General features: G+C 69.6%; 1 protein-coding gene. It reads left to right on the forward strand.

Annotated features, from left to right (window positions below; genetic code table 11):
- Window positions 1-40: 40 nt before the first annotated feature.
- Window positions 41-575, forward strand: a 535-nt coding sequence (locus NZU74_20665; GenBank protein MCS6883737.1) for an SDR family oxidoreductase, incomplete at its 3' end; no start/stop codon positions are given.

Below are 575 nucleotides of genomic sequence, written 5' to 3' on the forward strand. Positions count from 1 at the left end.
CGTTCGGCTAGGCCGCCGGGCAACGGAAGGTGCGAGCAAAATGGATCGGGTTGCCTGGGTGACGGGCGCGGGCAAGGGGATCGGCGCGGCGATTGCGCGGGCGCTGGGGCGGGCGGGCCTGCGGGTCGCCGTCTCGGCGCGCACGGCCGCCGACATTGAGCGCGTCGCCGAGTCCATTCGCGCGGAGGGCGGCGCGGCGCTGGCCGTGCCGTGCGATGTCACCATGCCCGCCTCGATTGCGGCGACAGTGACCCGCATCCGCGAGTCGTTCGGCCCAATTACGGTGCTGGTCAACAACGCCGGTGCCGCCGAGTCGCACAAGTTTCTCGGCCACGACGACGCCCTGTGGCAGCGGATGATAGACGTCAACCTGAACTCGGTCTATTACGTGACCAAGGCCGTCGCGCCGATGATGGTCGAGGCCGGCTGGGGGCGCATCATCAACATCGCTTCGATTGCGGCCAAGACGGGGGCCAAGTACATCGCCGCCTACACGGCCAGCAAGCACGGGGTGCTCGGGCTGACGCGCGCGCTGGCGGCCGAGTTTGCCGCGCAGCACATCACCGTCAACGCCG

Source organism: Chloroflexaceae bacterium, assembly GCA_025057155.1.
Lineage (GTDB): Bacteria > Chloroflexota > Chloroflexia > Chloroflexales > Chloroflexaceae > JACAEO01.